The sequence below is a fragment of the Telluribacter humicola genome (genome assembly GCF_017355935.1).
GTDB lineage: Bacteria > Bacteroidota > Bacteroidia > Cytophagales > Spirosomataceae > Telluribacter > Telluribacter humicola.
This window is the reverse complement of sequence record NZ_JAFIQT010000001.1, coordinates 2,363,599-2,389,242: the sequence shown is the minus strand read 5'-3', so window position 1 is coordinate 2,389,242 and position 25,644 is coordinate 2,363,599. Positions and strand designations below refer to the sequence as shown.

Sequence of the window (25,644 nt, the reverse complement as noted above, 5' to 3'; positions counted from 1 at the left end):
CAATATTTACTGGATCATTTTCTCGATAGGAATGACCAGTATTCCTTCGGCTCCTGCCTGACGTATCTTCTCGATGTTTTCCCAGAAATCGTTCTCAGTAATAACCGAATGCAGGGAGCACCAGCCTTCGGTGGCCAATGGCAGTACCGACGGAGCCCGCATACCGGGCAGGTACTTGGTGATCTCGTCTACGGCCGAAGTGGGGCAATTGAGCAGGATATACTTGTTGTTCTTGGCCTGTTGTACCGACTTGATACGGAACAGTAGCTGGTCCAGCAAATCTTTCTGACCGGCTGTCAGGGTACGACTCGCGATCATCACCGCCTCGGAGCGGTAGATAACCTCCACCTCTTTCAGTCCATTGCTCAGTAGGGTACTACCCGAGCTTACTATATCACACACGGCATCGGCCAGTCCGATACTTGGGGCTATTTCTACCGAACCACTGATCTCGTGGATCTGAGCAGTTACGCCATGTTCAGCCAGGTAGTTACCCAGCAGGCGCGGATACGAAGTAGCTATACTCTTGCCTTCCAGGTCCTGTACCCCCCCATATTCTACGCCTCTTGGTATACCTATCGACAACCGGCACTTCGAAAAGCCCAGTTTATGTACAGTATCTACATCGCGGTTGGTCTCATCAGCTACATTTTCGCCAACGATTCCCAGATGAGCAACTCCGTCCGCTACATAACCAGGTATATCATCGTCGCGCAGAAACAGGAACTCTGCCGGGAAGTTGGTAGCGGCTGTTTTTAGTTTGCCGGCTCCGTTATCAAACCGGATGCCGCACTCTTTGATCAGTTTGAGAGAATCCTCACTGAGCCGACCAGACTTCTGTACCGCTATGCGTAGTATTTCATTCATGGATTAGATGTATATAGTACTCTCTATGCTTGTATGATTGCTGTAAGTTCTTCCAGGGTTCCGGTCTGCTGCTCACCGGTCCGCATGTTTTTCAAGGTCAGACGTCCCGATGCCATCTCCTCAGATCCGATCAGAATCACGAAGGGGATCTGCTTCCGGTCAGCGTAGTCGAGCTGCTTTTTCAGCTTCACTGAATCGGGGTACATTTCGGCATTCAGCCCGGCCTGACGTAACCTATAAAGTACACCCAGACCATAGTTGGCAGCCTGAGCATCGAAGTTAGTCAGCATGACACGGGTCGTGATGGTCTGGTCTTTGGGGAACAGGTCCAGCTCTTCCATCACATCGTAGATACGATCTACGCCCAGTGATATTCCTACGCCTGATAGTCCCGGTACTCCGAAGGTACCAGTCAGGTTATCGTAGCGACCGCCACCGCTGATGCTGCCTATTTGAACATTATTAACCTTCACTTCAAAGATAGCTCCCGTATAATACGACAGACCACGCGCCAGAGTTACGTCCAGTTGGGTGCGGGCATTCTGCAGGCCAAAGCCTTCTACCATGCGCCACACCTGTTCCAGCTCATCGATCCCTTTCAGAGCCGTTTCTGATCCGGCCAGCCACTCGCGCAGTTGAGCAAAGGGAGCTGCTTCGGATGCCAGGTCAAACATGGGCTCCAGACTAAAAGTATTCTCTTCGCTGAATCCCCGCTCGTGTAGCTCGGCCAGTACCTTATCTTTCCCAATCTTATCCAGCTTATCAACGGCTACGCATAAGGGTCCCTCCTGCCCCGCAGCTCCGATGGCCTCGGCAATACCGGTCAGGATCTTGCGGTTGTTGATTTTGATGGTAAAATCTGTGATACCTAATTCATGGAGAATGGTATGCAGCATCATCACGATTTCGGCTTCGCACAGCAGCGAGTCGGTACCTACTACATCAGCATCGCACTGGTAAAACTCACGGTAACGGCCTTTCTGCGGACGGTCGGCCCGCCACACGGGCTGCAGCTGGTACCGCTTGAAGGGCATGGTAAGGGTACCTCGGTTCATAACTACGTATCGGGCGAAGGGTACCGTCAGATCGTAACGAAGTCCTTTTTCTGAAATCTTAGTAGTGAGCTGTTTAGGATCCAGCTGCCAGTCCTGCCCGGTGAGCTTTTCGTTGTAGTTGCCAGAGTTGAGGATCTTGAAAAGAAGCTGATCCCCCTCATCCCCGTACTTTCCCATCAGTACCGACAGGTTTTCGATAGCAGGGGTTTCAAGGGGCTGGAAGCCATACCGCTGGAACGTACGCCGGATGGTATCAAAGATAAATGTGCGCTTTACCATCTGGTCGGGACCAAAGTCGCGCGTTCCGCGGGCAAGGGATGGTTTACTCATATTTTAATATTCACTGTATCCAGATATGTACCGCCTATGGCCTCAGATCGCAGATCTGATATAGCCGGCAGAACTATCGGTATAAAAATCACTACGTTAAACTATTGGGTAAATTAGTGAGTGCAGAGTCAGAAAGCCCCGCTACTCTACCACAAAGGTAGGGCAGCCACTGCAATTTTTAGGTCTTATTTTTTACTTTTTTCGTAAATAAACGCTATTTTTGCGCCTCTTTAACAAAACTATTATAAGACAATGGGAGTAACGGAATTGAAACGTAAGGGACGTAGAAATAAAGCCACCTCTAAGAATCGTGTGGCTCGTATCAAGAATCTACTACGTCACCCTGAGATCAAGAACGTGGACGTAGAGGCTATCAAGGCCGAGTTCGAAGCTAATAAGAAGTAAGCACGAACGGGTTAATCCCCAAGCGATACACGTATTCAAAAAGGCCCTGTCAATTCGTTTTGGTAGGGCTTTTGGATTTTTTACGGGTCTTCCTTCTTACATCCATCTGCTTCTCCAGCTTACGGTTATTGCGTCGAATGGTCTGGCGGACATCAATCATTACCCTAATTCGGACTGCTTGTCCAAACAAAGCAATTCCACTATTGATAAGTACAAGACTGTAGGTACCCAGCAACACCCACTTCACCGTCGGCTCGCCTGTATGCTTAAGATTCGCGGCTTCGCTGAATACACACAGCCCATAGCCGATCAGCATCAGGCTGAACGTTGACAGCAAAAGCCACTTGGTGTGGGCCGACATTTTCTTAAGAAGCCTCTTGCCGGGGGGCTTAGCTTCAGCTTTGGGTACTATCATGGCAAAGTCTAATTTATTCCTATCTCAAAAATAATCATATTTATTATCATATTTGAATAATTCAATGTCTTTTCGGGGGCTGTAAAGTACTATTTCCGGTGCATCCTGTACATTTGCAGTCTGATTCAGACCTTTTATTCATATTACAAGTTTCGTTTCCCTGATCTTCTTCCATGAAATCACTATTTAGCCTGGTGCTACGGCATGTTCCCCGCCCATATCTTCAACTGGTAGGCCATTGGGCGGCCCGGGCATTTGGTGTGTTTTACACCGGTCGTAACGTCGAATGCCCCGTTTGTGACCATCAGTATCGTGAGTTCCTGCCCTACGGTCGTTCCGGCCGTGACAATGCCCTGTGTCCCAACTGCCTGGCCCTGGAGCGTCACCGCCTCATGTACCTATACCTGAAGCGTAAGACTAATTTCTTCCGTGATAACCTGAAGGTACTGCACGTAGCTCCCGAGTACTGCTTTATCAACCGGTTTGAGTCTATGAAGAATCTGGACTACATCACAGCCGATATAGAATCACCGCTGGCTAAGGTCAAAATGGATATTCACTCCATCCCTTTTGAAGCCAATACCTTTGATGTAGCTATCTGTAACCACGTGATGGAGCACGTAGATGACTACGTCAGGGCCATGAGCGAACTCCATCGTGTACTACGCCCCGGTGGTTGGGCAATCATCCAGTCACCCCAGGACTTTTCGCGGGCTACTACCTACGAAGATCCTAGCATTACGGACCCGCGCGAACGGGAGAAGCACTTCTGGCAGAATGACCACCTCCGCCTGTTTGGCCGTGACTATGGACGTGAGCTGGAGAAAGGTGGCTTTATGGTAAAGGAGGATCGCTTTGTAATGGACGAACTGTCCAAAGAGGAAGTAAAGCGCTTTGCGCTTCCGGCCGGTGAGATAGTTTACTTCTGCGAAAAAAAGTAACAGCTTAACATCTTATAAAAGATTATTCTGCTTCAACAAAAGACCGTGTCACTGATTGGCACGGTCTTTTGATTTTTCATCTGTAGATCATTAGAGAGTTTGATCTAAGTACTAGTTTCACACTAATACTTAGGTGTTCGTCTACCAGCAGTAGTACCAGTTGGTAAGCACCCGGATTAAGTGAGCGAATGAGCTTAGTATCGTGTTGACTCTCTACCCTAATACCCTGAAAAGTAGGTAAACCTTTAACGTTGACAGCTATGCAAGCCCATCAGATAGATCAACTGAAGAATTGGTTGGCAAAGGAGACTACCATGCCCGTAGAGCAGTTGGAAACGCACATTTCCTGGGTATTACTCACCGACTCGCTAGCCTACAAAATTAAGAAACCGGTACGGTACCAGTTTCTGGACTTCACCGACCAGGAGGTACGTCATGACCTTTGCCGGCGCGAATTAGCCCTTAACCAACGCTTATCTCCGGATGTGTACCTGGCCGTATCACCCATAGTCAATAAGGAAGGATCAGTGTGTATAGGCAGTGAGGGTGAAGTAGTAGACTATGCTGTGGTAATGAAGCGGCTGGACAATGAATATTTGCTGAATCATCAGCTAGCCTATGGGCACGTAACTGTTCCCTCAGTACAGAAGTTAGCAATTAAGCTGGCTGGCTTTCATATGGCCTCTCCTCCTACCCATGCTCCTGTTGATATAGAACGGAAAAAAGCTGATTTTCTGGAGATCCTTGAGCAGAGAGACTGGATGTCTATTCATCTGGGGACGGAGTGGCAGTCAAAGGTACAGGAATGGACCCGACTGGCTCACTGGGTGATTGATCATTTTGCGCGGCGAATGTTGGAGCGTATGGAGCAGGGCTTCCAGCGGGACGGGCACGGCGATCTCCACTCGGGGAATATATTCATGTACGAAGATAATCCTGTTATATTCGACTGTTTGGAATATGATGAGGCCTACCGCCGTATTGACGTTCTGAACGAGATTGCCTTTCTCTGTATTGATATGGACCTATATCAGCAGCCGCAACTTCGTAAAGCCTTTATGGAGGCTTACAACGAGCAGTTCCAAGTGATCCATACACAGGAGGATGTCATCCTGTTCAAGTACTACTGCCTGCACCGGGCCTGCACCCGCCTAAAAGTAGAGATACTAAAGGCACGGGCAGATGCGATGCACGTGGACGAAACCTCAGCAGCACAGTATGCTCAACTAACCGATACCTATGCCGATCAGCTCCAGACTCTACTGGAACATTATATTCACTACGAGCGTGATGTAGCGATACCTTCACCGGTAGCTGGTAAATAATCAGCTACCGGTCAACCGGTTGCAGGTACTATTTCCTTAGTAGCTTTCTGGTACCTTCCTGTATAAAGCCTAACCCATACCCAAATAGCTGCACAAAAGCGGCCACTATACTGAGCAATCCTACCTTTAGGCTTTTGGTACGGACGGTAGCATCCAGTAGAATCAATACTATAAACAGAGCCAGCCCCGCCAGCGACAACCAAAAAAAGGGCTCAAATACGAAGTACCAGACCGGAATGAGCAGACAAAACAGCACAAATGCCGATGGAAAGGCGTGTACCGGCTTTATCAGTTCCAGAGCGGGGTGAAGTTTATCCAAGACAAAACGCGTGCGTCCAAAGGAATGGACCTGACGGTAGAAGTCAGTGAAGTTGCCGCGGCGCTTGTGGTATACAAAGGCCTCAGGTATAAGTCCCATGCGGTAGTTGTGATTCTTCAGACGAATACCCAGCTCAATATCTTCCCCCATATCCCGCTTAGCGAATCCACCAGTTTCCCGATATACTCTCCTCGAGATACCCATATTGAAACTTCGCGGTTGAAAGGCCCCACCGGCGTTGTTTTTCTTACCCCGTATGCCCCCCGTAGTGAATACCGAAGTCATGGAGTAGCTAATGGCTTTCTGCAGGTCCGAGAAGTTTTCATCCGCCGCATCCGGCCCGCCATAGGCATCCAGGAAGTCTTCGCTAAGACGTTTATTGACTACCTCCATGTAGCAGGGCGGAATGATCGTATCGGAGTCAAATACAATGAAGTAGTCTCCGCAGGCTTTTTCAAAGCCAAAGTTACGGGCAAAGCCCTGCCCCCGGTTTTCTATTTCAAAATACTTAAGAGATAGGCGGTCCTGATACCGCTCCACCACCTGATCGGATTTCTTTGCCGATCCATCTTCCACAACTATGACTTCAAAGTGGGTGTAAGTCTGTCGGGTCAGGCTGTCCAGAAGCTCTTCCAGCTCATCCGGACGGTTATATACTGGTATTATTATAGAATACTTACGCATGAAAAAACATTAGAAAAGGCTCATCAACCCGATTGGGGACGAGCTGGTAGCTACCGGAGCTTACCTGATTCTTAAAAGGGAAGCAAGGTAAATAAAAAAACCGCCCTCCTGCAAACAGAGGGCGGTCTGGTATTACTAATTGTGTATGAATACTATCCTTGAGCGATAATTTCTTTCATGGCTTCTTCATTGGCTTTGATGATCTTATCTATGTGTGGATTTTCCAGCGCCACCGACAGAAACAGACTCTCAAACTGAGAAGGAGCTATATACACCCCCCGCTCCAGCATAGCGTGGAAGTACCGGCCAAAAAGGGGCAGATCTGAGCTTTTAGCTCCAGGAAAGTCCGTCACGGTCTGATCAGTAAAGAAAAGCGTGAACATGGACCCGATGTGGTTGATGGTATAATTTAGGCCCAGTTTGTTCAGCGAATCTCTGAAGCCTCCTACAATCTTATTACCAATGGTTTCCAGTCTGGTATATACATCATGGTTATCGTTAAGGTAGTGCAGCATAGCCAGACCCGCCGACATCGCAATAGGATTCCCCGAAAGCGTACCGGCCTGGTACACCGGTCCGGCCGGAGATACGCAGTCCATGATTTCTTTACGACCACCATAGGCACCTACGGGCATACCGCCGCCAATGATCTTACCGAGGGTAGTCATGTCAGGTATCACGCCAAAGCGCTCCTGAGCTCCCCCTTTGGCCAGGCGGAAGCCTGTCATTACTTCGTCGAATATAAGTACTATACCTTCCTTGTCACAAATACTGCGTAGCCCCTTTAGGAAGCCATCGGCGGGCAGCACACATCCCATATTCCCTACTACAGGTTCGAGTATAATAGCAGCAATGGCTCCCTTATTGGCATCAACGAGTTGCTGAACGGCAGCCAGGTCATTATAAGGTGCAGTCAGCGTATCGTTGGCTACTCCTTTGGTCACTCCCGGACTGTCGGGTGTACCAAAAGTAACAGCGCCACTTCCAGCCGCGATCAGGAAGCTGTCGCCGTGGCCGTGGTAGCATCCTTCAAACTTGATGATCTTATCCCGTCCGGTAAAACCACGGGCTACCCGAACAGCTGACATAGTAGCTTCGGTTCCCGAGTTTACCATACGTACCTTCTCCACCGATGGTACCATACTCACGATCAGTTCGGCAATTTCTACTTCCTTACGGGTAGGTGCTCCGAATGAGAAGGAGTGGCGGACGGCGTCTGACACGGCCTTTTCGACCAACTCGTGCGCATGCCCCAGGATCATTGGTCCCCAGGAATTGATCAGCTCCAGGTAGCGATTACCGTCCTCATCGTACAGGTAAGCTCCCTTAGCTGATTTAATAAACAAAGGTGAGCCTCCTACGGCCTTGAAGGCTCTTACGGGTGAATTTACCCCGCCGGGGATGTACTGCTGAGCTTTTTTAAATAATTGCTGACTTTCTATATTATTCATTATAGGAGGTGTTATGGCCTATATAATTGATGTAAAAGATTTCTTGTCTTACTTGTATGCTTACCTCACCGGTACCCAGCGGGAGCCTTCGTGCCGCAGGATCGGTGGAATCTGATTCTCACGTGATTTTGTAAAATCAAAGCCTGAGAGCAGGTAGCCTTCTTCCTGCTGACGTCTCTTCAGCCCCTCCGCCAGACGGTCCTTGTACTGGGCCATCATACGCCCCAGGAACAGCATCTGGTCATAGCCCAGGTACGAGTACACCGAGGGTAGTGTCTCGGTCTGCTCGTAGTAGGACAGCCGGAAATTACGTACTCCTTCTTTGAACAGATCAATATAGTCCGTTTCGATCAGGTAGAGCCGGCCACCGTAGTTGTGAGGACGTGACTTTTGAAAGTCAAAACTGGTACCTGTAGCGATTACCGGCACGGCATTGAGCTTGCGGCTATTCAGAACCGAAAACAACGCGGGTCCGGTCTGCGGATCAGTAGAAGCCAGTATTATATGCGTAGGCTGCTCATTTACGAACTGAGACATACGCGAGTCAATGTAATCTTTCTGATCATTGATACGTACCATTTCAAGTACTTTTCCGCCACGGGTTTTCATCTCTTCGGCATAGGCCGCAGCCATCGCCGAGTCTTTGGCGCTCCCTCCGTAGTAGATGGCCGCCAGGAGTCGCGGATTCAGCCGGCTGGCTAGTTGGGCTGCCTGCTTCATCTGGTACTCCACGGATGGGCGAGCCAGGTAAGTATTGTTGCTGTTGCTAAGCAGACTTCCATCCGTTGAAAGCGGGTTGAACAGCACTACATCCTGATCCGTCGCAAACTGTGAAGCTATTTCGTAAGTCTTTGGATATAGAGGACCAATCAAAAGATCCGACTGACGAAACTGGTTGTTATTGACCAGGTCCCGCATTGCAGCTTCTTCGTTGCTGATGTCGTAGGACTGCAGATTGATCAGTATGCCTTCGTCTTTTAGCTGCTTTCTGGCCAGCAGCATACCCTGGTAGTAATCGTAGGCGAACTGGTTGGAACGCGACCGGCGCGACGACTGATACTCTTCCAGCCGGAAGGGAAGCATCACCGCTACATTGTAGAAGCCTTTATCCCAGTTGCGGGTAGTCTTTGGACCGGGAGTACGGCTGGGGGGCGTATTGCTCACTGTGGCCACATCCCCACCAAATCGGTTGGTCAGCCGATCCGACAGTTCCAGATCGGCCCGGTCGGTAGATGTTTTCTGGATAAGTCTTACCAGGGCTACCGCTACTTCCTTGTCCGTAGGGTATTGCCTCTGCAGGTTTTTCAGCAGGTTCAGGTCTTTGATCTGTGCAAGATATTGTTGCTTTAACCCCTGCACATCCTTGTTCAGAGCCGGATCATTGATGAGCTGAAGGTTTTCGAGGCCTTTGTCGTAGTTGCCCATCGCCATATTAAGCGCTCCCATCAGGTAGTAGGCATCATCCGTTTTTTCCCAGTTGGGGTAGCGACTGAGCAACTGCCGGAGCATCAGATAGCCATCATTGTATTTTTTTAGCCGGTAGGCAGCCAGTGCATAGTAGTAGTGGCTATAAGGTCCGTAGGCGGAGTTAGTCTGGGTAGTCAGGGGCGAAAACCGGCTCATAGCCTGCTCATACCTGCCCTGTTTGAAGTAGCTGACTGCTTCCCTGTATTTCTTTTCGCTCTGGTCAAAGAGTTGCGCATTGGAAATACTCGTTCCGTACAGGCCCCATAGGATCAGTAGTAAGAGTATTTTTTTCATAAATATGTGGATTAGTTTAGATCAGTAAATTAAAATACAAAAATCATGCTTACCAATAAATAAGGGTAACGCTCCACGACCGGAAACGCTACCCTTACCATATACATTCAGTGTTGCGTAATAAGCATATTACTTACGCTTTCCTGGACGCTTTTCCAGATCGGCTTGCTTCTTTTTTGCCTCTTCGGCCTGTTGTAGAGACTTTTCGAGGTACTGCTGAAACTTAGACTGCTTCTTAGGCTTATCAGCGTTCTTAATGCGATTTTCGTCCAGAATCCGTTTGATCTTGGCTTCATCCACAAACTTCCGGATTGTAAGCTGCTGAGCAATGGTCACCACGTTGGATACAAAGTAGTAGAACGTCAGACCAGCGGGGAATGAATTCAGCACAAACATGAACATCAGGGGCATCACGTAGCTCATGAACTTCATGTTGACCGGTCCCGGCTGGGTAGGTGTCATCTGATTGTTGTAGTACGCGTAGGCAATACTCGATATGGTCATCAGGATGGTGAACAAACTCACGTGATCACCGTAGAACGGAATCCGGAACGGCAGTTGCATGACTGAGTCATACGTCGAAAGGTCTTTGGCCCAGAGGAATGATTCCTGACGGAGCTCAATTAGGTTCGGAAACAGGAAGAACAGCGAGAACAGGATAGGCATCGTAGCCAGTACAGGGATACAGCCACTCAGAGGACTTACACCTACCTGCTGGTACAGCTTCATTTGCTCCTGCTGCTGCTTGGCCATATCATCGGGATTCTGCTTACGAATCTCTTCCAGATCCGGCGCCAGCACCCGCATCTTGGCCATACTTACATACGACTTATAGGTAAGAGGCGTCAGGATCAGCTTCACGATCAGTACCAGACAGATGATCAGGATACCGTAGTTAGAGATAAACCCTTCCAGGAAGTTGAACAACGGTACCAGGAAGTACTTGTTGATAGGCTTAAGGAAAGCATATCCCAGGTATACGTTCTCATCGAAGTTTTCGGCTGCTACTTCACTTACTATGTGGTAGTCGTTTGGCCCCATGAAGTACTTAAAGCTGGTTCCCTGCTGCAGTGTCGCTGCGGGTATACTGGCTAGTACTTCCATGGTCTTTACAACGTTTGAATCAGCCGCATTAACCAGCGATTTCATCGTTACATTCTGCAGGGGCTGCTGATTGGCGATCAGTCCGGTCAGGAAGTACTTATGTTTCATCGTAAACCACTGTACTGGTTGCTCGGCTACAGCCTCCGTATTTCCTTCGGGGCTCTGGCTCAGGCTGTTCAGTTCATCGGTATAGTAGTTAATTGTTACCGCCTTGCGGTTTTCGTCCATGTTGTTCTCAAACTGGAGCATATCATTGCGCCAGCCAAACTGTACAGGCTTGCCGGTTGTACCCACACCGTTAGCACGGATACCATAATCGATCACATACCCGGTACCACGTACTACATAGGTCTGCTCCACAAACTGGTTGTCAGACAGAGCCATCCGGTAGGTAATAACCGCCGAATCGTTCTCAGCCAGAGTGCGGTTGGTAGCACTGGTAGTAAAGTACAGATCAGTTAGATCTATGTTACCCCGCTGGGTAGGCAGCTCCAGGCTGAATTCGTTATGGTTGCTCGATATGAGGTAGAGAGGTTCCTGATCGTACGTTTTGTACTTTTTCAGAAGCAACTCTTTTATGACACCTCCCTGGTTAGAGAAGGTTACACGTACATCGTTCGTCTCAATCACTACGTCCTGAGCCTGCCCCTGAGCTGCTGATGCAAAATCACCATACTGTGCCTTGATCTGATTAGAGTCGGGTTGCGTAGCGGCGGCCGCCGGAGTTGTAGTGGAGGGGGTTGTAGTTTGTTGTTGAGCTACCGGATCTGGTTCAACGGGCTTTGGAACCAGCAGTTGGTAACCTACCAGCATTAGTAGGATAAGTACTAAGCCAATTACCTGATTTCTTTCCATTCTAAACTTTAAAAAGTAGTAAAAGTAAGTCCCGTATCATGTACACGATACGGGACTGCAAAGGTAATGAAGATTTTTGGGATTGGGTTCCTAACAGAGGATGAATGGTTAAATCAATGCATAACCGCCCGCTTTTGTAATGAATAGGCCAAAGCCGATTTTACAAAATGCACAAATAGCGGATGCGGATTCATCACGGTACTCTTAAGCTCAGGGTGGAACTGTACACCCATGAAGTAAGGATGCCCCGGTATCTCTACCATCTCTACCAGATTGTTCTCGGGGTTGATACCGGTTGCCAGCATTCCCCCTTTCTCAAACTGCTGTAGATAGTCATTGTTAAACTCATAGCGGTGGCGGTGACGCTCGCTAATATTCAGACGACCGTATATCTTGTGAGCCAGCGTGTCTTTTTTGATGCGGCAGGCATAGGCTCCCAGACGCATGGTACCTCCTTTGTTGGTGATATCCTTCTGATCGGCCATCAGGTTGATAACCGGATGCGGCGTATCAGGATTCATCTCTACCGAGTGGGCTCCTTCCAGACCCAGTACGTTACGTGCGTACTCGATCACGGCCATCTGCATACCCAGGCATATACCAAAGAACGGGATACCATTTTCACGAACAAAGCGAATGGCTGAGATCTTACCCTCGATACCACGCTCACCAAAGCCCGGAGCTACCAGCACACCATCCAGGTCACGTAGTTTATCCTCCGCGTTTTCAGGGGTGAGTGACTCCGAATGAATCCATTCGATATGTACTTTACACTCGTTCTCAGCACCGGCATGGATAAATGACTCCACGATAGACTTATACGCATCGTGCAGCTCCACGTACTTACCGACCAGACCAATACGTACAGAATCCGATGGATTCTTCAGTCGGGACAGGAAGTTCTTCCAGGCGTCGAGGTCGGCATCCTGATCGTTGTAGATGTCCAGCATGTACAGGGCCCGCTGATCCAACCGCTCTTTACGCATCAGGATGGGTACATCGTAGATAGTTTCCGCATCCATCGCTTCGATCACCGAGCTGGTCTGTACGTTACAGAACAAGGCTATTTTCTTACGAAGATCCATCGGAAGTGGGTGCTCGGTCCGGCATACCAATATATCCGGCTGCACGCCTGACTCCTGCAGCTCCTTTACCGAGTGCTGGGTAGGCTTGGTCTTTAGCTCACCAGCTGAGCTGAGGTAAGGGATCAGGGTCAGGTGAATGACCAGTGTATCGTTTTCGCCCAGTTCAAACTTGATCTGGCGTACTGCTTCAATAAAGGGAAGAGACTCTATATCACCCACACAACCACCTATCTCGGTGATTACTACGTCATACTCGCCCGTCTGCCCCAGCAGCAGCATGTTGTTTTTGATCTCATCCGTGATATGCGGTACTACCTGAACGGTCTTGCCAAGGAAATCGCCCCGGCGCTCCCGCATGATAACGTTGTAATAGATACGTCCGGTCGTAATGTTGTTAGCCTGCGAAGTACGTACGTTCAGGTAACGCTCGTAGTGCCCCAGGTCAAGGTCAGTCTCGGCACCATCGTCCGTTACATAACACTCGCCGTGCTCATACGGATTAAGCGTACCGGGATCCACATTAATATAGGGATCAAATTTCTGAATGGTGACTGATAGTCCTCTGGATTGTAAAAGTTTGGCCAGTGAGGAGGCTATGATGCCTTTGCCAAGTGATGAAGTAACGCCGCCCGTAACAAAAATGTACTTAGCGGTCTTTTGCCCTGTAGAAGCCATAAGACTATGCTATTTTACTATGATTACGGGATACAAAGATACAAAAAGGCGGAAGAGTTCCTGCCCTTCCGCCTAAAAATAAATTATTTTAAAAATCCCTATACAGCGGAACTTTTCCTTGCTCAGGATAATCTGTCTTTGAAGCTCTCGTATCCGTACGAGCGCACTAGTTGAAAGCTCTCATCCTTCTTCCAGATCCCGATCGCAGGCAAATTGACTCCGTTAAAAGTTGTAGTCTTCACCATCGTATAGTGGATCATATCTTCGAATACGATCAGGTCGCCAATCTGCAGGGGCTGGTCGAAGGAGTAGTCGCCCATGAAGTCACCAGCCAGACAGGTCATACCGCCCAGACGGTAGGTAGGCTTGCCGGCCTGCGGTTCATGATAGGCTCCATGGATGTAAGGCTTATAGGGCATCTCCAGCGTATCAGGCATGTGGGCCGCAAAGGATGTATCCAGTATGGCTACCTGTATCCCCTGGCTATCCAGAATATCCAACACGCTACTCACAAGTACTCCGGTTCGCCAGGCGATGGCCGAGCCCGGTTCCAGAATTACATCTAAATTATATTTCTCTCGAATGCGCTTCACCAGTTCGATCAGCAACTCGATGTTATAGCCCTCACGGGTCATCAGGTGCCCTCCCCCCATATTAAGCCACTTTGCCTGGTGGAGCAGGTCGCCGAAGCGTGCTTCAAGAGCTTCCAGGGTGCGCTCCAGGGTAGTAGAGTCATTCTCACAAAGGGTATGGAAGTGGATACCTTCTATTCCCTCCGGCAGCTGATCGGGTAGCTGGTTGCGCGTGACGCCCAGGCGCGATCCCGGTACGCAGGGGTTGTACATATCGGTAGCTACCTCGGAGTACTGCGGATTGACCCGGATGCCGCAGGAAATCAGGCGGTCGGGGTTTTGTGCATTGAAAGCCTCTACCCGCTCCCGGAACCGCTCCCACTGCCCCATCGAGTTGAAGGTAATATGACTGCTCCGCTCCATCACCTCCCCAAACTCATGGTCGAGGTAGGCGGGCGCGTAGGTATGCGAACGGTAGCCGAAGTAGTCATTAATTAGTTTTACCTCATTCAGCGAGCTAGCCGTAGCCCCGCTCAGGTACTCCTTCACGATGGGGAATGCGCTGAACATCGAAAAGCCTTTTAGAGCCAGGATGATCTTGCATCCCGCGGCTTTTTGTACGCTGTCGATGAGTTGGAGGTTATTGCGCAGAAGCTGCTCTTCCAGTACGTAGCAAGGTGATGGCACCCTGGTAAAGTCAATGGGCATTTTTATATCTATTTTATAGAAATGTGTAATCGGATGTCTTAGATTTGTCTGCAAAGTAACGCAATAGTCACTCAACAAATTCACCCCTCCATGCCTTTCCTTGTACTTGACATAGAAATGACCGGCCCCGATCCCGGCTGGAACGAGATTATACAAATCGGTGCCGAACTCTTCGACGACCACTGGAACTCGCTGGGTACCTACCTGCAAAATGTATACCCGGAGAACGAGGAAGCATTCACGGCCAAATCCGAAGAAGTACACGGGCTTTCACTCGATGACCTTGAAGATGCTCCCATGATCTATGATGTACTACCTGAGTTTGAGGTGTGGGTGCAAAAGAAGCTGGGACGAAAAGCTTCGCCCGGACACAGCTCTCCCAATTTATCGGATGTAGTAGTCTGCGGTCAGAGTGTGATCTATGATATCAACTTCCTACGCTACGCCTACCGGCAGGAAAAATTGAAGTGGCCCTACTCCAACAAGCTGGTTGACCTGCATACGGTATCGTACCTGTTTTTTATGATCCTGGAAAAGAACGGGCAGTCGGTTCCCCGAAACCTGAGCCTGGGCGTCGTGGCCAAGTACTTTGGCTTTGACCGGGAAGAAGACACCCATAATGCTCTGGAGGACGCCCAACTGACCGCCCGCTGCTTCAGGGAGTTCTTTAAACTGGTGGATAAAGTAAAACTGATATGATCAACTACAATCCGAAGGAATGGTGGGGCTTTATATTTGGCTTACATAAGGCGGATACTGTTCGTAAGCTGGCTCCCCTGTTGTTGGCTATAGCGGCTTACTCTACCCTGATAGCATATCTGATCGTAGACTACTGGGAGCTGGAATCTACCTCTGATCTGAAGAATATCTCCCTGATGCATTCCCTGCTCGGATTTGTAATATCCATGCTGCTGGTGTTCCGTACTAATACGGCCTACGATCGTTGGTGGGAAGGGCGCAAGCAGTGGGGAGGCCTGGTCAATAGTAGCCGCAACCTGGCCCTGAAGATCAACGGCCTGCTCGATCCTGAACATACTGAATACCGGGAGTTCTTCCGTACTATGATCCCTAATTTCGCCTTCTCCCTCAAAAATCATCTGCGGGGCAAGTACCTGGGCGAGGAACTAGAATCAGCCTCTCTATTTTCTACGGATTACCTGCGTAAGGAGGAGCACGTACCTAATCAGATAGCAGGGCTTATTATCTCCAAAGTATTTGAACTCCAGCGCCGGGGCATCCTGCTCCCCGAACACATGCTGCTACTGAATGATGAGCTTCAGTCCCTTACCAACATCAGCGGAGCCTGCGAGCGAATCAAGAATACCCCCATCCCCTTTTCATACAGCTCGTTTCTGAAAAAATTCATCTTTACCTACTGCGTGACCCTGCCTCTGGGGTACGTCTTTAACCTCAATTACCTGGTTGTACCGTTTGTAGTATTCGTATTCTATATACTGGGTAGCCTGGAGGTGATTGCCGAAGAAATTGAAGACCCTTTCGGAGAGGATTCCAATGACTTGCCTACTGATACCATCTGTATTAATATTCGTAAAGCAGTCAAAGATATCTTCAACACCGAAGTAGCGTATCCGGTCTAGCCATCAGGCCAGCCTTAGCAAGTTAGTTTTTGTAAAAATCAGCCAGGGTTTGTTCGGCGGGGCGGTGTTGGGGCGAGTACCAGTCACGCGCCTTCCGGCCTTTTTCCAGTCCCGGAAACCACTTCCACACAAATCCTCCGGCCAGCCAATCGCGGCTCCATACCTCTTCAAAAAAGGCCCGGTACGCATCTACCTGCACCTGTTCGTTTTCGGGGTGATCCGGGTTGGTTTCCCAAGGTTTATGTGCCGTAAAGTCGGCACTGCGGTAGCCATATTCGGTAAACAGTACCGGCTTCTGGTGCTCACCGGCGTAGGCCGACAGGGCTTTAAGATGGGATTGCCAGCCTTTCTTTAATTCTGCTACCGAAGGGTGCTGTTTTTCAGACAGCGGAAAGTACGCATCCACCCCTATATAGTCCAGTTCATCCCAGAAAGGTACATCCTGATAGGTATCCCAGTTTTCGGCGTAGGTAAGCTGGCCTTTGTAGATCCCTTTGATCTCTTTGATGATCCGGTGCCAGAACTGGGGCCGCTTGGCGACGAAGTTCTGCATTTCGGTAGCGATGCAGTAGATCTCTACATCGGAAGAATCAGCTACCCTCGCAAATTCTAACAGGTACTCACCGTACTCTTTTTCAAAAACCAGCCAGTCCGCTTCGGTGGTAAAAGTCAGGTGTCCCGTAAACCCGCCCCGGCCTATCCAGACGTGTGGCTTGAGCATCACTTTGAGCCCGTGCTGGTGCGCCATCCGGATGGTTTCGGCCGTTCCCTGCGGAGTTTCACCCCACCATTTCCACTCGCCGCTCTTACCCGCGTAGTGGAAGTTGGGCTTCCCTTCCTCCACAAATCCATACGGCATTACCGATACCCACTCAGCATTCACGTTCCGTACCGGTATGAATACACTATCCGTCACCGGTTCCCTGGGGGCTACCAGCGACACCCCCTTTATCTTTTCACCCGAGTACTTATAAGGAGTTCCCGTTGTGAAGTGACTACATCCGCTAAACAGGCCCGGAAAGAGGAGCAGCAGCAGTAGCCACTTATAACTACATACATGTGTATAAATCCGAAAAAAAAAGTCTAAAAGTATCTTTCCGTTAAAAATCATAGTGGTTTCTGACTATATGGCAATAATTTCTCAAAAAGTGTCGTAAAATCAATTGCCTAAGCAACGGTATTACTAGTTTCTGCTAAAATCGCTAAATAATTTATACTAATTCTGCCAAAAATTGTAAAAATACCAGTTGGAACAAATCTTTTACATTTATACTTATCATGTAGACGGGCAAAAATATGCCTATTTTTTAACGAAATATTCATAAAAATATATGAAAAGTACATCATTCAAAGTAGTATTTGCCGCAGTATTTGCTCTGGTAACTACTAGTGCCTTTGCTCAGAGCAAGGTACAGGTTGATCCGGGTGTGTCGGTTCATAACTATAAGCATCCCAATAAAGCCCAGAAGGCCAAACAACTTAACGATGACCGAACTACTGTAGAGGTACCCAGCGTTGGACTGGTTGAGCGGGTTACTACGGCTCGCCAGCGCGGTAAGGTTCGTCACACGCCTAAGTACGCCAATCGTCCGGCTTCCCTGGTAGTACCCGTGGATGGCACAAAGGATGATTCGCAGATCAACCCGCTGAATTCACCGGGCAACTATAAAACAAATCCTGTTTCCAAGCCTTCTAATACCAAAAACAGCGTAGCTGACCTACCCAAAGCTGGCAAGCAAAGCCAGACCGGTAACTAGTGTACAGCACGCATTAATTATCAAAAGAGGGAAGCCAGTGGCTTCCCTCTTTTAGTTTACTCCCCCAGAAACTGCCGCAGGTAGTTGCGGCTAGTCAGGATCGCGCTCTTCACATCTTCTATATTCCCTTCGTATGCCTTGTCCTCTACTTCGATCACCACCGGTCCGCGGTAGCGTACATCGGTAAGGGCGGCGAAGAAACCCCGCCAGTTGACATCGCCCAGTCCCGGCAGCTTCGGCGAATGGTACTCCAGCGGATTAGCCAGGATACCCACCCGGTCCAGCTTGTCACGGTATAGTTTTACATCTTTGAGGTGAATGTGGTGCAGGCGGTCCTTGTACTGGTAGATGGGCTTGATCTCATCCATCATCTGCCATATCATGTGCGACGGGTCATAGTTAAGCCCAAAAGCCCGACTGGGTATAATCTCGAACATCCGATCCCACACAGCGGGACTAATGGCCAGGTTCTTGCCGCCGGGCCACTCGTCGTTGGTAAAGAACATGGGGCAGTTCTCGATGCCTATCTTAATGTTATTCTCCTCAGCCACTTTCACGATCCCCGGCCATACGTCTGCAAACTGCTTGAGGTTGTCCTGGATATTTTTGGCCGGATCACGCCCGATGAAGGTATTGACTACGGGTACCCCCAGACGGGCCGCTCCCCGGATTACGTGCTTGATGTGCTCAACGTAGAACTCAGCCTTGGCCTGATCGGGGTCAAGCGGGTTGGGATAGTACCCCAGGCCCGATATGGTCACTTTGGCTTCTTTGAGCGTGTAGCGGATATCAGATACCTTCTGATCGGTCAGATTATCTACATCTATATGGGTTACTCCGGCGTAGCGGCGGTTGTCGGCATTGCCACTGGGCCAGCACATGACCTCTACGCACGAAAATCCGTGGTTGGCCGCAAAACTGATGACATGTTCAAAACCAAAATCGGCCAGAATAGCACTTACAAATCCTAATTTGAGCATACGTGTTATGAGTTAGTAAATCCGGTTAATAGTCCGGTTCAAAGTAATACATCTTTCTCTAAAAGTAGATCGGCGGCCGGATTTCCTGCCCTAAACTTAACCTTTATTGCGTTGGTTAGTACTATAAGCCAACTGGGAACACCTACCTTTGCCGTTGAGAAATGAGTATTACATACAGATCCAGGTCACGGATGAGCAGAAAGCCTACGCCCGAAAGCTGGTGGAGTACTCGCTGCGCCACCACCAAGTAGCCAATGTCTGGGACGCCCACGCCAGCAAGCCCATCCATACGCGGATGCTGCGCTACACGGGTAGCCTCGGTGAAGTAGTATTTGCAGATATCTACCGGCTTACCCGGCCTCAGAGAGCCTTTGGAGCGGTCAACGGGCAGGACTGGGGGCAGGATTTTGTACTTCAGTCAGAAGATAGTATCTTCAGCCTGGACGTGAAAGCCATGAAGCGGCAGACGGGGCGATTAGGAGCCGATTATGTACTAAATATTCCCTCCTCGCAACTTCAAAAGCCGGGCTCGCGTACTTCGCACTATTTTTGCTTGTCATTTCATCAATCCGAGCGGCGGGGCACAATAGCCTCACTTTTGGGATTTATAGATAAAAAGGCCGTGGAGGAAAGAGAGCTGGGTAGGCTGTACCCGGCCGGGACCGAACGCCTCCGGGCCGACCGTACTACCTTTCGCTTTGAGGAAGATACCTACGAAATCCTGTTTGGAGACATTAGTTCACCCCTGCTCACTGAGCGGATCAAGCAGTGGCCGGGTTTCCGAAAGTGTACGCTGCTAAAAACAAAAGAATAAGATTGACTATTATTTATTTACCATTTTTAATTACCAGTTACCGACCTCATGGCATCCTTAGTGCGCACATACCAGAAGAAAAAACTACTTGGTCAAATATATACCCCTGCGCACATCGTTGAGAAAATACTGGATGAGGTCCATTTCAAAGCCGAAGCCGTAACCGGCAAAACCATCCTGGATCCGGCCTGCGGTGACGGGCGCTTTCTGGTTGCCGTTGTACAACGTATCATTCAATATTCCCCGGCTCACTCGCTGTCGGATAATCTGCATAAAGTATACGGCTGGGATATAGACGCGGAAGCGCTGGCTCTGTGCCGCGAAGCGCTGGACGAACTGGTTGTACCACTTGGTCTACGGATCAAGTGGCAACTGTACCAGCTCAATGCCTTTGATCAGGTATACAGTCGTCAGCAATTTGATATTATAGTTGGTAATCCGCCTTACATACGCATTCAACACCTGCCCGCTCAGCAGCGGGCCTGGCTTCAGCAACAGTACACCTTTTGCCGGTCCGGCTCTACCGATGCTTACGTGGCCTTTTTTGAATTGGCGGCGCGCCTGCTGGCCCCGGATGGGATTTGTGGTTACATCACACCCAACTCGTACTTTACGTCCGATACGGCCCGCCCGCTCCGGCAGTACTTCACCGATCACCAAAACCTGCGGCTCATTACCAACTATGGTTCCGTACGGGTATTTGAGAGTGCAGGTACTTACGCGGCCATTACCGTATTTGGCACCCGGCAACAGCAGCAATTCAGGTATGAGCTGAGCAACGAGCGATTTGAGTACCGAGGCCGGTCTATATCATTTGATGAGCTGAAGCAATGCGATCTGTGGCAGCTATCGGTCGTTCCTCAGAAACATATCATGGGTACCCGGTTGGGTGAATTGTGTAAAATTTCGGTCGGCCTGACTACCCTTTGTGATAGCATATACCTGCTCAAGGTAGACAACATGGACAAGGAAGTGGTAGAGGCTACTAGTAAGAAAGGGGAACGGTTTAAGATTGAGAGATCCATCCTGAAGCCTGTAGTAAAAGCATCCCGCCTGAAAGGAACAGATGATCCTATCCGGGAGTACATCCTGTTTCCCTACCGGGAAGATACCTACGGCAAGAATGAAATCATACCGGAAGCTGAGCTGAAAGCGTACTACCCCTATGCATACAAGTACCTGCTCCGAAACCGACCTACCCTGGACCGCCGCGACAATGGCAAGCCCAACCTCATAGCCTGGTACGCCTTTGGACGCTCCCAGAGCCTCGACCATTCCTTTGGTCCTAAGATTATATTCTCGCCCATGAACCGGGAGCCCAACTTTGTCTGGTATCCCAATCCCGACTGTACGGTGTACTCGGGCTACTATATCAAATTTGAGGGAGATGGAGCCACGCTGGCCAGGATTCTGAACTCGCCCCTGATGGCCGATTACATGACCATAGCCGGACGTGACTTCCGTGGGGGCTGGAAGGGATACAGCAAGAAAATCGTGGAAAATTTTATAGTACCCGCCACTGAACTGGCGCGGCTGCATCCCAAACTGCCCTAGCTTTCGATAGGATAACGGCTACTTCTAAGCGTCAAAAATAGTATCTCATAAAGCAGTTGTAAGGATAAAAGTTAAACCTTTTACCACTACAGCTGCTTTAAAAAGGATATAACCACACTAAGAAGTATTGACGATGGAAGAAGCTATTGAAACCAACTGGGATAAATTCTACGCTGCCCTGGATGGCTACTGGGACGCACTTATAGCCGCCATTCCCCGTATTGGCCTGGCCGTTCTGATCATAGTGCTGGGAATAATAATTGCCGGTGCCATTGGACGATTTACCCGTAGCCGCATGCAAGCCCGTACTGAGGACCCTCTCATGAGTACCTTCGTGGGCAACACCATCAAGACCATCCTGATCGTTATCTGTTTCATGCTGGCCCTCCAGACGGCGGGTCTGAGTGGCATCGCAGGTGGTATACTGGCTACCGCCGGAGCCTCGGCCGTAGTACTGGGCTTTGCCTTTAAGGACATTGGGGAGAACTTCATAGCCGGTATCATACTGGCATTTAACCGCCCCTTCAATGTTAATGATACCATTAAGGTAGGTGAAATCATGGGTAAGGTAAAGACCCTGCAGTTCAGATACACTCATATCAAGACTTTTAATGGACAGGATGTATATATTCCTAACTCGGATGTACTTACCGACCCGGTGACCAACTACACGGAAGATGGCTTTTTTCGCTGGGACTTTGTGGTTGGTATCGCCTACGAAGATGATATCAACGGAGCGAAGGAAATTATCCAGCGTATCCTGGATACCCATAAGCATGTTGTCCATGACGACGTACACGAAAATTTTGTGGCGGAGGATGAACTGGCTGCCAGTACCGTGAATCTGAAAGTGTATTTTTGGGTAGAAACTGATGACTTCCGACGAGCGGCACTTATTACTAAGGGTGAAGTGATCAGGGATGTAAAAGTAACGCTGGAAAAAGAAGGTTACAGCCTGCCAGCCGATATCCGCGAGATAAAGCTATATGGCAAAGAGAAAGACTTCCCGGTTACTTTATTCAATAAGGATGGACAGAACAACGACCGTTAAAACAGTCGAATATGTACAAACAAAGAAAGAGGTTGGCACCACTGCCAACCTCTTTCTTTATATCCATTATGTTATTTTGATTTGTCGGGGCGCTTTGGGTTTCGCCTCCTCCTTCTTTGGTACGGTCAGGTGCAGTATCCCATCGGTATAGCGGGCTTCTATGCGTTCCTGCTCACAGGTGTCCGGCAGCCAGAACGACCGCGAGAAAGCGTGATAGCTGAACTCCCGCTTCATGAAGCGCTTCTGCTCATCCTTCTCTTCATTCTCTTCACGTTTCTCGCTATAGATGGTCAGCCGACCATTGTCCAGAACTACGTTGAAGTCCTTCTTCTTCATGCCGGGTGCGGCTACTTCCAGATAGAAGTTGTCGTTGTCTTCCCGGATATTCACCGAAGGCACCACACTACCTACACGCGAACGGCTCATCGCGGGCCAGCTCCAGCTGTGTAGTCCTTCCATGTCTTTGCCAACAAATTCATCCAGCAGACTTGGAAGAGTTCCATTTCCATTGAACTTTGTAAGTGACATAGCTACCTCCATTTTTAAAGGTTTGACATGTTTAACTTTTCGATAGACTAAAAGCAAACTATATACCACTACCTCCCAAAGGCTACAAAATGGCAAGAGAGCTGTCAAATTGACATTAACCTGCTTACATTCTGTCACTTAGCTACTGAATAATTCAGTTGATCTTCATACAAAAAAGAGCCTCTGACCCGGTGTTGGGTCAGAGGCTTCCCTGATTTTTAGCTTGCTACCAAGCTACCTCATCAGGCGGGTACCATCGTTTTTTCTTCGCGGTCCCAGTGCCGGTGTTTCTTAATTGCATCAATGAAGGATGCCACAAAGTCCATCGCTCGTGCCTCGTTCCCTGCGGTTACGACGCCTTTACTTGTAACGATCTTAGTACCTTCCTTGTCGGCAAAGTCTACCCCCAGTACCACCGCTTTCTGTAACAGGTAGATGCCATTTCCGGACGTAGCGATGGCCTTGCCGTGCTTGAAGGCTTCGTTGATGAAATGGATGGCGTCCCCCTCATTTAACATGGCTTCGTTACTCTCCTTTCCGTCGGGGATGTAGAGGGCATCGTACATGATAGAGGCAGTGGTGATGTGGCTCTTGTCCGTTTCGATCTCATCGCCATTGGTGGCCTTACGCTTACCATGAAACTTAGATACGAATTTGACGCGGGCACCGGCTTCCATCAGGGCTCGTTTCACCTGCATCACTTCGTCGTACTTAAAGCCATCTTCCAGCAGTATAGCCACCTGTCGTGACTTCGCCGTTTCGATCTTGTTCTTTTCCATGCTGACCCGATCCGACGTCTTTACCGACTTTCCTTTCTTCATCTGCTTTGACGCTTCGTTGTCTTCGTAGTTGCCGGTCGACTTCTGATCAAAATTTTTGGGTATATCCACACCAATTCCTTTGGCAACTCGCTCGGCAAATTCATTTGAAATCTTCGAGAAGTGTCCCAGCATACGTACCCGAATCTCCTTGGACTCTACCTTACCCAGCTCAAAGTGAGCCGCCTGTACGATATGCTTCTTCTCGGGCTCGGTCATGGAGTTCCAGAACAGGGTAGCCTGGCTGTAATGGTCGTTGAAGCTCTCGCTACGGGCCCGGATCTTATGACCATCTATTTTCTCCATGTAGTGTACATAGCCACCTTCACTCTCGGATGCCATCTTTGGCTCGCCTCCTCCCAGCGAGTTGGGCCAGTAGTTGACCTTGCCTTTATTGACAGTCTGCCGCATAAAGCCTGCGCCATGGTGGTTGTGTACCGGGCACACCGGCCGGTTGATGGGTACTTCGGTGAAGTTAGAGCTATTGAATCGGTTGAGCTGAGTATCTAGGTACGAAAAGAGGCGGCCCTGTAAGAGCGGGTCATTGGTCACATCAATACCGGGTACCAGGTTACCGGGGTGGAAAGCCACCTGCTCGGTTTCGGCGAAGAAGTTGTCCGGGTTGCGGTTCAGTACCATCTTCCCTACCGGCCGCAGCGGTACCAGTTCTTCGGGGATTATCTTGGTCGCATCCAGCAGGTCAAAATCATATTTGAATTCATCCTCTTCGGGTACTATCTGCACGCATAGCTCAAACTCAGGATAATCGCCCATATCGATGGCATTCCAAAGGTCACGTCGCAGCCAGTCAGGGTCCTTACCTCCCAGCTTTTGGGCCTCGTCCCATACCAGTGAGTGGGCACCAAGGGTCGAGCGCCAGTGGAACTTCACAAAGCTGGCCTTACCGGCCTCATTGATCAGTCGGAAGGTATGTACGCCAAAGCCATCCATCATCCGAAAGCTGCGCGGAATAGCCCGATCGGAAAGGACCCACATGATCATGTGCATACTCTCCGGCATGAGCGATATAAAGTCCCAGAAAGTATCATGAGCCGCCGAGGCCTGGGGCATTTCGTTGTCGGGGTCAGGCTTGATGGAGTGCACCAGATCCGCAAATTTGTTGGCATCCTGAATAAAGAAAACCGGGATATTATTACCTACCAGATCGTAGTTGCCCTCTTCGGTATAAAACTTGGCAGCAAAACCCCGCACATCACGAACGGTATCCGCTGATCCCCTGGAACCTACTACGGTCGAGAACCTCACAAAAACGGGTGTCCTGGTATTTGGGTTAGTCAGGAACTTAGCCTTGGTGAATTCTTTCAGCGTGTCATCGTAGGGCTGAAAGTACCCGTGTGCTCCCGAACCTCTGGCATGTACCACCCGTTCCGGGATGGACTCGTGGTCGAGGTGAGTCATTTTTTCACGAAAATGGAAGTCTTCCATGAGGGTTGGTCCACGCGAACCAGCCTTAAGGGAATCATCGGTATGGCTAATTCGCACCCCCTGATCCGTAGTCATGTACTGATCTTTGGGGTCTTCCCTGAAATGCTCCAGCTGCTCGTTTTTAGTGTTTTCATTCACGTTGACGTCCGACTGGGCATTGTGTTTTTTGTTTTCTTCCATTGTCTTAGATAAGATAGGTGTAGAATGACTTGAACAGTGAAATGGAGTAAGCAGCATAAACCCCTAAAATTTCAACCCGAACACTGTTAGCAGCAGAAACAGGAAAACAGGAGTTAACCTGCCCCGGAGCAGGCAGAAGTACTTTAAAGGGCAATTTGGAGGAAGCCTACCGGCTTCGACAGTTGTTTAATAAGGTTTAAATAGGCATTTATTGAAATGGATGCCTCAGGGAATTTATGTCCCTCCCTATGAAAATATTTCTACACCCACTCTTCAAAGTGGGGTAATACCAATAGGTGGCTAAAAAGCATTAGAAAAATATTAATTCGTCCCAAAAGGAGTCTCTCCTGCTGCCACTATTAAACT

22 protein-coding genes are annotated in these 25,644 nt (G+C 49.3%); 9 read left to right on the top strand and 13 right to left on the bottom strand.

Features of this window, described 5'->3' with window-relative positions; genetic code table 11:
* Positions 1 to 6: 6 nt before the first annotated feature.
* Positions 7 to 867 carry an ATP phosphoribosyltransferase gene (hisG, locus tag JUB14_RS10200; RefSeq protein ID WP_207505750.1) on the bottom strand — a complete coding sequence of 287 codons (861 nt, stop codon included), beginning with the start codon at positions 865 to 867 and terminating at the stop codon, positions 7 to 9.
* Between the two features lie 23 nt (positions 868 to 890).
* Positions 891 to 2,252 (bottom strand): histidine--tRNA ligase, encoded by a 1,362-nt coding sequence (hisS, locus tag JUB14_RS10195; RefSeq protein ID WP_207505749.1) that lies wholly within the window; start codon positions 2,250 to 2,252, stop codon positions 891 to 893.
* A gap of 252 nt (positions 2,253 to 2,504) precedes the next feature.
* Here hisS and JUB14_RS10190 point away from each other — a divergent pair, with 252 nt between their 5' ends.
* Positions 2,505 to 2,657, top strand: coding sequence for a hypothetical protein (locus JUB14_RS10190; RefSeq protein ID WP_207505748.1), 153 nt, complete (start codon positions 2,505 to 2,507; stop codon positions 2,655 to 2,657).
* Positions 2,658 to 2,706: 49 nt separating this feature from the next.
* On the opposite strand, the gene JUB14_RS10185 is transcribed toward JUB14_RS10190, so the two are convergent.
* On the bottom strand, positions 2,707 to 3,072 hold the full coding sequence (locus tag JUB14_RS10185; protein WP_207505747.1) for a hypothetical protein: 366 nt from the start codon (positions 3,070 to 3,072) through the stop codon (positions 2,707 to 2,709).
* Between the two features lie 173 nt (positions 3,073 to 3,245).
* Here JUB14_RS10185 and JUB14_RS10180 point away from each other — a divergent pair, with 173 nt between their 5' ends.
* Positions 3,246 to 4,013, top strand: coding sequence for a class I SAM-dependent methyltransferase (locus tag JUB14_RS10180; RefSeq protein ID WP_207505746.1), 768 nt, complete (start codon positions 3,246 to 3,248; stop codon positions 4,011 to 4,013).
* Between the two features lie 260 nt (positions 4,014 to 4,273).
* A complete protein-coding gene (locus tag JUB14_RS10175; protein WP_207505745.1) occupies positions 4,274 to 5,338 on the top strand; it encodes a phosphotransferase in 1,065 nt (354 codons plus the stop codon).
* Between the two features lie 28 nt (positions 5,339 to 5,366).
* Here the strand turns inward: JUB14_RS10175 and JUB14_RS10170 are convergent, their stop codons facing one another.
* The 6 genes from JUB14_RS10170 to nspC all read right to left on the bottom strand — a co-directional run bounded on the left by JUB14_RS10170 (position 5,367) and on the right by nspC (position 14,552).
* Positions 5,367 to 6,341, bottom strand: a complete 975-nt coding sequence (locus JUB14_RS10170; protein WP_207505744.1) for a glycosyltransferase family 2 protein — start codon at positions 6,339 to 6,341, stop codon at positions 5,367 to 5,369.
* 152 nt (positions 6,342 to 6,493) lie between these two features.
* The gene (hemL, locus tag JUB14_RS10165; RefSeq protein ID WP_207505743.1) at positions 6,494 to 7,792 is read right to left on the bottom strand and encodes a glutamate-1-semialdehyde 2,1-aminomutase; all 1,299 of its coding nucleotides are present in this window, start codon (positions 7,790 to 7,792) and stop codon (positions 6,494 to 6,496) included.
* Between the two features lie 60 nt (positions 7,793 to 7,852).
* Complete coding sequence (locus tag JUB14_RS10160; protein WP_207505742.1) at positions 7,853 to 9,553, bottom strand: ABC transporter substrate-binding protein; 1,701 nt, start codon at positions 9,551 to 9,553, stop codon at positions 7,853 to 7,855.
* Positions 9,554 to 9,682: 129 nt separating this feature from the next.
* Entirely contained in the window at positions 9,683 to 11,512 is a 1,830-nt protein-coding gene (gene yidC, locus JUB14_RS10155; protein WP_207505741.1) for a membrane protein insertase YidC, read from the bottom strand.
* A 113-nt stretch (positions 11,513 to 11,625) separates the two neighbouring features.
* A complete protein-coding gene (gene pyrG, locus JUB14_RS10150) occupies positions 11,626 to 13,272 on the bottom strand; it encodes a CTP synthase (RefSeq protein WP_207505740.1) in 1,647 nt (548 codons plus the stop codon).
* Positions 13,273 to 13,394: 122 nt separating this feature from the next.
* Positions 13,395 to 14,552 carry a carboxynorspermidine decarboxylase gene (gene nspC / locus JUB14_RS10145; protein ID WP_207505739.1) on the bottom strand — a complete coding sequence of 386 codons (1,158 nt, stop codon included), beginning with the start codon at positions 14,550 to 14,552 and terminating at the stop codon, positions 13,395 to 13,397.
* 90 nt (positions 14,553 to 14,642) lie between these two features.
* Here nspC and JUB14_RS10140 point away from each other — a divergent pair, with 90 nt between their 5' ends.
* Together JUB14_RS10140 and JUB14_RS10135 are read left to right on the top strand one after the other, a co-directional pair.
* Positions 14,643 to 15,251, top strand: coding sequence for a 3'-5' exonuclease (locus JUB14_RS10140; RefSeq protein WP_207505738.1), 609 nt, complete (start codon positions 14,643 to 14,645; stop codon positions 15,249 to 15,251).
* A complete protein-coding gene (locus JUB14_RS10135) occupies positions 15,248 to 16,150 on the top strand; it encodes a bestrophin family protein (RefSeq protein WP_207505737.1) in 903 nt (300 codons plus the stop codon). Before JUB14_RS10140 ends, JUB14_RS10135 begins: the two co-directional genes overlap by 4 nt.
* 22 nt (positions 16,151 to 16,172) lie before the next feature.
* On the opposite strand, the gene JUB14_RS10130 is transcribed toward JUB14_RS10135, so the two are convergent.
* On the bottom strand, positions 16,173 to 17,261 hold the full coding sequence (locus JUB14_RS10130) for a glycoside hydrolase family 113 (protein ID WP_229367617.1): 1,089 nt from the start codon (positions 17,259 to 17,261) through the stop codon (positions 16,173 to 16,175).
* A gap of 220 nt (positions 17,262 to 17,481) precedes the next feature.
* Between JUB14_RS10130 and JUB14_RS10125 the strand changes: the two genes are divergently transcribed.
* Positions 17,482 to 17,907, top strand: coding sequence for a hypothetical protein (locus JUB14_RS10125; protein ID WP_207505736.1), 426 nt, complete (start codon positions 17,482 to 17,484; stop codon positions 17,905 to 17,907).
* 56 nt (positions 17,908 to 17,963) lie between these two features.
* Here JUB14_RS10125 and JUB14_RS10120 read toward each other — a convergent pair whose 3' ends face one another.
* On the bottom strand, positions 17,964 to 18,887 hold the full coding sequence (locus tag JUB14_RS10120; protein WP_207505735.1) for a sugar phosphate isomerase/epimerase family protein: 924 nt from the start codon (positions 18,885 to 18,887) through the stop codon (positions 17,964 to 17,966).
* Between the two features lie 154 nt (positions 18,888 to 19,041).
* On the opposite strand from JUB14_RS10120, the gene JUB14_RS10115 reads away from it, so the two are divergent.
* The 3 genes from JUB14_RS10115 (at position 19,042) to JUB14_RS10105 (ending at position 22,306) form a co-directional block, all read left to right on the top strand.
* The gene (locus tag JUB14_RS10115) at positions 19,042 to 19,701 is read left to right on the top strand and encodes a hypothetical protein (RefSeq protein ID WP_229367616.1); all 660 of its coding nucleotides are present in this window, start codon (positions 19,042 to 19,044) and stop codon (positions 19,699 to 19,701) included.
* 48 nt (positions 19,702 to 19,749) lie between these two features.
* A complete protein-coding gene (locus JUB14_RS10110) occupies positions 19,750 to 21,255 on the top strand; it encodes an HsdM family class I SAM-dependent methyltransferase (protein WP_207505733.1) in 1,506 nt (501 codons plus the stop codon).
* Positions 21,256 to 21,388: 133 nt separating this feature from the next.
* Entirely contained in the window at positions 21,389 to 22,306 is a 918-nt protein-coding gene (locus JUB14_RS10105; RefSeq protein ID WP_207505732.1) for a mechanosensitive ion channel family protein, read from the top strand.
* A 66-nt stretch (positions 22,307 to 22,372) separates the two neighbouring features.
* Here JUB14_RS10105 and JUB14_RS10100 read toward each other — a convergent pair whose 3' ends face one another.
* Both JUB14_RS10100 and JUB14_RS10095 read right to left on the bottom strand, forming a co-directional pair.
* The gene (locus JUB14_RS10100; protein WP_207505731.1) at positions 22,373 to 22,834 is read right to left on the bottom strand and encodes an Hsp20/alpha crystallin family protein; all 462 of its coding nucleotides are present in this window, start codon (positions 22,832 to 22,834) and stop codon (positions 22,373 to 22,375) included.
* Between the two features lie 242 nt (positions 22,835 to 23,076).
* Positions 23,077 to 25,278 (bottom strand): catalase, encoded by a 2,202-nt coding sequence (locus JUB14_RS10095; protein ID WP_207505730.1) that lies wholly within the window; start codon positions 25,276 to 25,278, stop codon positions 23,077 to 23,079.
* Between the last annotated feature and the right edge of the window lie 366 nt (positions 25,279 to 25,644).

What these genes read in the sequence shown, in the direction of transcription:
- JUB14_RS10125 (WP_207505736.1), top strand. Translation starts at nt 17,482, where the DNA reads ATGAAAAGTACATCATTCAAAGTAGTATTTGCCGCAGTATTTGCTCTG.
- JUB14_RS10135 (WP_207505737.1), top strand. Translation starts at nt 15,248, where the DNA reads ATGATCAACTACAATCCGAAGGAATGGTGGGGCTTTATATTTGGCTTA.
- JUB14_RS10180 (WP_207505746.1), top strand. Translation starts at nt 3,246, where the DNA reads ATGAAATCACTATTTAGCCTGGTGCTACGGCATGTTCCCCGCCCATAT.
- JUB14_RS10190 (WP_207505748.1), top strand. Translation starts at nt 2,505, where the DNA reads ATGGGAGTAACGGAATTGAAACGTAAGGGACGTAGAAATAAAGCCACC.
- pyrG (WP_207505740.1), bottom strand. Translation starts at nt 13,272, where the DNA reads ATGGCTTCTACAGGGCAAAAGACCGCTAAGTACATTTTTGTTACGGGC.
- JUB14_RS10160 (WP_207505742.1), bottom strand. Translation starts at nt 9,553, where the DNA reads ATGAAAAAAATACTCTTACTACTGATCCTATGGGGCCTGTACGGAACG.
- JUB14_RS10170 (WP_207505744.1), bottom strand. Translation starts at nt 6,341, where the DNA reads ATGCGTAAGTATTCTATAATAATACCAGTATATAACCGTCCGGATGAG.
- JUB14_RS10130 (WP_229367617.1), bottom strand. Translation starts at nt 17,261, where the DNA reads ATGATTTTTAACGGAAAGATACTTTTAGACTTTTTTTTTCGGATTTAT.
- hemL (WP_207505743.1), bottom strand. Translation starts at nt 7,792, where the DNA reads ATGAATAATATAGAAAGTCAGCAATTATTTAAAAAAGCTCAGCAGTAC.
- JUB14_RS10100 (WP_207505731.1), bottom strand. Translation starts at nt 22,834, where the DNA reads ATGTCACTTACAAAGTTCAATGGAAATGGAACTCTTCCAAGTCTGCTG.
- JUB14_RS10175 (WP_207505745.1), top strand. Translation starts at nt 4,274, where the DNA reads ATGCAAGCCCATCAGATAGATCAACTGAAGAATTGGTTGGCAAAGGAG.
- nspC (WP_207505739.1), bottom strand. Translation starts at nt 14,552, where the DNA reads ATGCCCATTGACTTTACCAGGGTGCCATCACCTTGCTACGTACTGGAA.
- JUB14_RS10105 (WP_207505732.1), top strand. Translation starts at nt 21,389, where the DNA reads ATGGAAGAAGCTATTGAAACCAACTGGGATAAATTCTACGCTGCCCTG.
- JUB14_RS10120 (WP_207505735.1), bottom strand. Translation starts at nt 18,887, where the DNA reads ATGCTCAAATTAGGATTTGTAAGTGCTATTCTGGCCGATTTTGGTTTT.
- JUB14_RS10110 (WP_207505733.1), top strand. Translation starts at nt 19,750, where the DNA reads ATGGCATCCTTAGTGCGCACATACCAGAAGAAAAAACTACTTGGTCAA.
- JUB14_RS10140 (WP_207505738.1), top strand. Translation starts at nt 14,643, where the DNA reads ATGCCTTTCCTTGTACTTGACATAGAAATGACCGGCCCCGATCCCGGC.
- JUB14_RS10095 (WP_207505730.1), bottom strand. Translation starts at nt 25,278, where the DNA reads ATGGAAGAAAACAAAAAACACAATGCCCAGTCGGACGTCAACGTGAAT.
- yidC (WP_207505741.1), bottom strand. Translation starts at nt 11,512, where the DNA reads ATGGAAAGAAATCAGGTAATTGGCTTAGTACTTATCCTACTAATGCTG.
- hisS (WP_207505749.1), bottom strand. Translation starts at nt 2,252, where the DNA reads ATGAGTAAACCATCCCTTGCCCGCGGAACGCGCGACTTTGGTCCCGAC.
- JUB14_RS10185 (WP_207505747.1), bottom strand. Translation starts at nt 3,072, where the DNA reads ATGATAGTACCCAAAGCTGAAGCTAAGCCCCCCGGCAAGAGGCTTCTT.
- hisG (WP_207505750.1), bottom strand. Translation starts at nt 867, where the DNA reads ATGAATGAAATACTACGCATAGCGGTACAGAAGTCTGGTCGGCTCAGT.